Genomic DNA, 4345 nt, shown 5'->3' on the forward strand with positions numbered 1-4345 from the left:
GAGAAACTGTATAATTGATTTAGTACCTGAAAAATTAGATTTACTTCCGAAATTTGATAACCAAGAAAAACTTGATAATTTCATGAAATTATTGATTGATAATCTTTGTATATCTGATAGGGCTAATTTTCAGCTAATAAGTAGTGATTCTACTCTTTTCCAATTTTCTAGAAGAAGTAATACAGTTGGTAATATTGTAAATCCAGAAAAGTATTTATTAGCATTTTATCCAGATAAGTGTGATACTGAGTTTTATAGGTTTTTATTGAAGTCTAGTTATATTGGAATAAGTATCAATTTAGAAACTTTAAAAAATGAATTCTATAATAACTTAGGGAATGGTCAGAATTTTTATAATATATGTCTCGAAAATTTGGAGTATACGATTCATGGTAATCCACAAATTATTGCAATGTTAAGCAAATTTTTAAAAGAATTGTATGTTATGCAAGTATTAACAGTAGAACAAAAAAATAATTTTGCTTATGATATCTTAGTTAGAGCAATTTATGGTATGCCAAAAGAAGTATTAATAGCATTTAATCGTAAAATATTTGAAGATTTTAGGCTTATGGGTAGTCATTACGATGAGTTGAGTAAAGTGATTAAATCCGCACTTAATAGTTAAAATAGATTATTTTTAATTACAGTTAAAAAGTAGATCGTAAAACATAATAAACTGTAAAGTAGCACAAATTAAATTTAAAAGTATTAAATAAACACCCACAACCTACTCATCTTCTAATTAATCTCAAGAAGTAAATCTTTTGGGCTAAACACGCCAAGCTCTACTACTGTTATAAAAGTCGTGTATTAGTTGCCGCTAAATGAGTTTTACAAAAAATTATAGGGAGTAAGGGGTGAAACAAAAGACAATTTACAAATTAAAAATTTACATAGAATTTAAAAACAATGATGCAAAAAGAACAAAGAGTCGAGATTATTGATATGCTCAGAGGTTGGGCACTTTTAATAGTAGTTATTTCAAATTATTTATATTATGCCTACAGCCCAGAGTGGACAATACATGGAGATGGAATTATAGCAACAGTAATAAATGGAGCAGCATTCATACTTTTTTCAGCTAAAGGATGGACTTTGCTTTTTACTCTTTTTGGTTTTGGTTTTGGAGTCATTTATGCTAAAAAGCAGCAACAAACTTATTTTTTTCTGGTACGCCGCATGCTGGTTTTATTTGTATTCGCTTTTGTAAACAGTTTATTTTATGATGGTGATATTTTGCGGGATTATGCTTTTTTAGGCTTACTGATGTTGTTTTTTATTCATTTCTCCGCTAAAACATTATTATACATAGCTGGTGTGTTATTTTTATTTGCGCCGTTACTAGCAGCATACATAAATACTGTTGATACGGCATATATCACAACGTTGACAACTGGTATTGCACCTTTACGATTTAGCACGCAATTGCTAGAGGTTTTTAAATACAATATTTTGAATTCAATTTATACTGAAGTTCTTAATTTGGCTTATTCTGTAACTGTGCATTATATCATGTTTACGTGCATGATATTGGGATTGGCAATTCAAAAGAGTAAGATTTTGGAAACTTTATTTGAAAGGAAAAGTCAAATAAAAAAATCCTTATTTTTAGTAGTAAGCATCACTATCGTTTTATGGGGAATTTTTATACTTTCGAATATGTATAAATTACCTTATTTAAAGTATTTTTCATTTCATTACTGGATTGTTTTAACAACGATGCTTTCTACGAGTTTATTAATTATATTGCTTTATACAAATCAAAAATTTAAAAAAACATTTAAAGCATTTTCATGGGTTGGCAGAATGACTTTTACGAATTACTTAACTCAAAATTTAATTGCTTTTTTCGTATTTCAGGGAGTTGGTTTGGGATTGTTTCATCATATGCCTTTCTATTTTTACTTTTTGTTTGCTGTCGCTATTTATGTATTTCAAATCGGATTTAGCTATTGGTGGCTAAAAAATCATGTTTACGGACCTTTAGAATGGCTTTGGAGACAATTAAGTGATACAAAAAAATGATGTTTTTATTAAATAAATTTCAAACTTTTCAATGCTAACAAAGACTTAAAATCTCAAAACTTACTCCTTTTCGAAGTTATTTTAGATACAAAAATCAATATGCCGTAAATCAAAAATGGGAATGACTATCAACTAGAACTTGGGGACGTAATTAAACGATCCGAATGAAATTTAGGTTGTATTGCATGTTACAGATCGATTAGTACGATAAAATGGTCAGACAATAGCATTTTCACTAGGCACTATGGCAAAGAACTACAACTCACTTTGCCATTGCGTAATTATAGCATTTGCTGCTGGTGTGTTTAGTTTTTTAAGTTCTTCTATAACTTGTAGTTTTTGAGTTTGGCTCATCACGGGTTCCGGTTTAATAAATTCTTCTGCTGTGGCATGAGCAAAAAACAAAGCATCGGTCCAATTGTTTCGAATGCCGTCAATTACCAAATGAATTCTGTCTTGAGTACCTTTATTCGCAACTGAATGTGTAAAATTAGCATCAATGTACCAACATTCTCCTGCGTTCATGTGCAAGCGTTCGTTGTCTAAAATAAACTCAACTAACGGATTTGTAACAATAGGAATGTGCATTCTAAAACAGCCGTCTTCATAGCCCAAACAATGATCTTGATGCGGTTTTATTACTGCGCCTGCACTTAGTTTTAATAATCTGACCGTAGTTTTTTTAAATAAAAGCGAATCTATAACGTTAGTAAAATAGGAACATTGCGCTAAAATTTCAGTAGGGAGTAATTCCCTTTCAGTTTGGTCAAAGGCATAAATAGCATCTGATTTTCCATTGGCAGACAGTAAGGCAATTGATGTCCAGGAACCGTCATAATCATTTTTATTGTAATGCTGCACCCAACTATTGTTTAGTATTTTTTGTAAATCGTTTTGTAATTTACTGAAATCAAAGGAAAGCTCAAATTTTATATGTCGTATTAATGCTTTCATAATTTAATCTCTTACCCATTTTACCATCGTGGGAAACGGTTTTGTATTTTCTCTGTCCGCTTGCTCTTTGGTCAAACAAAGCCCAGTCCATTCTAAAAGAGGCAATCCTATATAATTTTGATTGCTATAATTCTCAATTAGCCAAGACGCCTGATTTTTATAACCGTTAGGATGAAAAACAAATTCTGCAGGTAAATTTAAATGAGTAAGTGCAGCATAAGACCACAACATAGCAATGATTTCTTCTCCATCAGTAGGCCAGTTGCTAGCCATTTTGGGAGTACCTATATTGTTTCGGTTTTCGCTTGTAGTTACTGCCAGATGGCCTGCTTCGTGTAAAATATCGCCAGGATACAATAACTTGTTGAAATCTATTTGAATACAATTGGCACCCAAAGCCAAACCAGGTAAAAAAGTGGTATCGTCTAATTCTTTCTCCACTACAGGAATGCCAATTGCATCTAAAAAATGGAGGACTTTAATTACTTCGGGTGTGTTTTTTAAATTTGCCATTTGTAGTATTACTGTTCAAGTACTAAATGTAGTAAAAAAAACAAAAAGTAGCTTGCGCCTATTTGCTAATAAGAAAATTTTGAAACCGTAACCTTTTTTGGGTAGATTTTGATATTAGAAAAACTTTATATTTGTTTTGTTTAGAGATAGCAGCTATCAAAAAGCGATGAACATACACGACTTCACATCTCAAAGCGTAATTCTTTTCGAAGTCATTTCAGGAAGTAATTCGTTTGGGTTAGTTATCCCAACCTCACATGCCGATTTAAAAGCTGGAAACAAAGAATATGATGAACTACTTGAAAAAGCCATTCAGGCTTTAACATGCATTCGAGTAGAATTGTACCAATAATTAAAAAATAATACTACATTTGCCCCATGAACAAGCAAAAACATATACTATTAGAAAGATCAGATCGCTTTGCGGGTGTATATCCTTGTGGGCTTTTCGGACGTTGTATGTGTTGCTATAAATCCGTAAATTGATTTTATAAAACAATAATTAATACAAAAGCGTCCTTTAATCGGGGCGCTTTTTTGATTTTATAACATTTTATCATGATATGATTTTAGGTGAAATAATAGAAATAAGAGTTCAAAAGAAATTAAAAATAGCAATGATAAAAATAATTTAAAAAAAATAAACAAAATGTTTCATGCCCAAACGAAATAACGACATATAAGCTTTGAATAGTAACCAAATGAGAGACAGCCATTTGACAAAATCAAATTATCCGCACACAAGCGGACAGGACTTCTTATGTTTTAAAATTAAATATAAATACTTGAAAATCAACAAGTTAATTTAAAATAAATTTGGAAGTTAGTTTTTTTTGACATTATCTTTGCC

5 protein-coding genes are annotated in these 4345 nt (G+C 30.8%); 3 read left to right on the top strand and 2 right to left on the bottom strand.

From position 1 onward, the window contains the following. Both FPG59_RS16710 and FPG59_RS14370 read left to right on the top strand, forming a co-directional pair. On the top strand, nucleotides 1-628 hold a 628-nt coding region (locus FPG59_RS16710; RefSeq protein WP_176330759.1), incomplete at its 5' end, for a hypothetical protein. Between the two features lie 284 nt (nucleotides 629-912). Further along, the gene (locus FPG59_RS14370) at nucleotides 913-2028 is read left to right on the top strand and encodes a DUF418 domain-containing protein (protein WP_086455264.1); all 1116 of its coding nucleotides are present in this window, start codon (nucleotides 913-915) and stop codon (nucleotides 2026-2028) included. Between the two features lie 255 nt (nucleotides 2029-2283). On the opposite strand, the gene FPG59_RS14375 is transcribed toward FPG59_RS14370, so the two are convergent. Beyond that, on the bottom strand, nucleotides 2284-2982 hold the full coding sequence (locus tag FPG59_RS14375; protein WP_086455265.1) for an aspartyl/asparaginyl beta-hydroxylase domain-containing protein: 699 nt from the start codon (nucleotides 2980-2982) through the stop codon (nucleotides 2284-2286). A gap of 3 nt (nucleotides 2983-2985) precedes the next feature. After that, on the bottom strand, nucleotides 2986-3495 hold the full coding sequence (locus FPG59_RS14380) for a hypothetical protein (protein WP_086455266.1): 510 nt from the start codon (nucleotides 3493-3495) through the stop codon (nucleotides 2986-2988). 166 nt (nucleotides 3496-3661) lie between these two features. Between FPG59_RS14380 and FPG59_RS14385 the strand changes: the two genes are divergently transcribed. Next, complete coding sequence (locus FPG59_RS14385) at nucleotides 3662-3847, top strand: hypothetical protein (protein ID WP_086455267.1); 186 nt, start codon at nucleotides 3662-3664, stop codon at nucleotides 3845-3847. Nucleotides 3848-4345 lie beyond the last annotated feature (498 nt).

The sequence above is a fragment of the Flavobacterium sp. FPG59 genome (assembly GCF_002150205.1).
Taxonomy (GTDB): domain Bacteria; phylum Bacteroidota; class Bacteroidia; order Flavobacteriales; family Flavobacteriaceae; genus Flavobacterium.

Bases quoted from the DNA above. Each gene is read 5' to 3' on its own strand.
- FPG59_RS14370 (WP_086455264.1), top strand. From the start codon at position 913: ATGATGCAAAAAGAACAAAGAGTCGAGATTATTGATATGCTCAGAGGT.
- FPG59_RS14375 (WP_086455265.1), bottom strand. From the start codon at position 2,982: ATGAAAGCATTAATACGACATATAAAATTTGAGCTTTCCTTTGATTTC.
- FPG59_RS14380 (WP_086455266.1), bottom strand. From the start codon at position 3,495: ATGGCAAATTTAAAAAACACACCCGAAGTAATTAAAGTCCTCCATTTT.
- FPG59_RS14385 (WP_086455267.1), top strand. From the start codon at position 3,662: ATGAACATACACGACTTCACATCTCAAAGCGTAATTCTTTTCGAAGTC.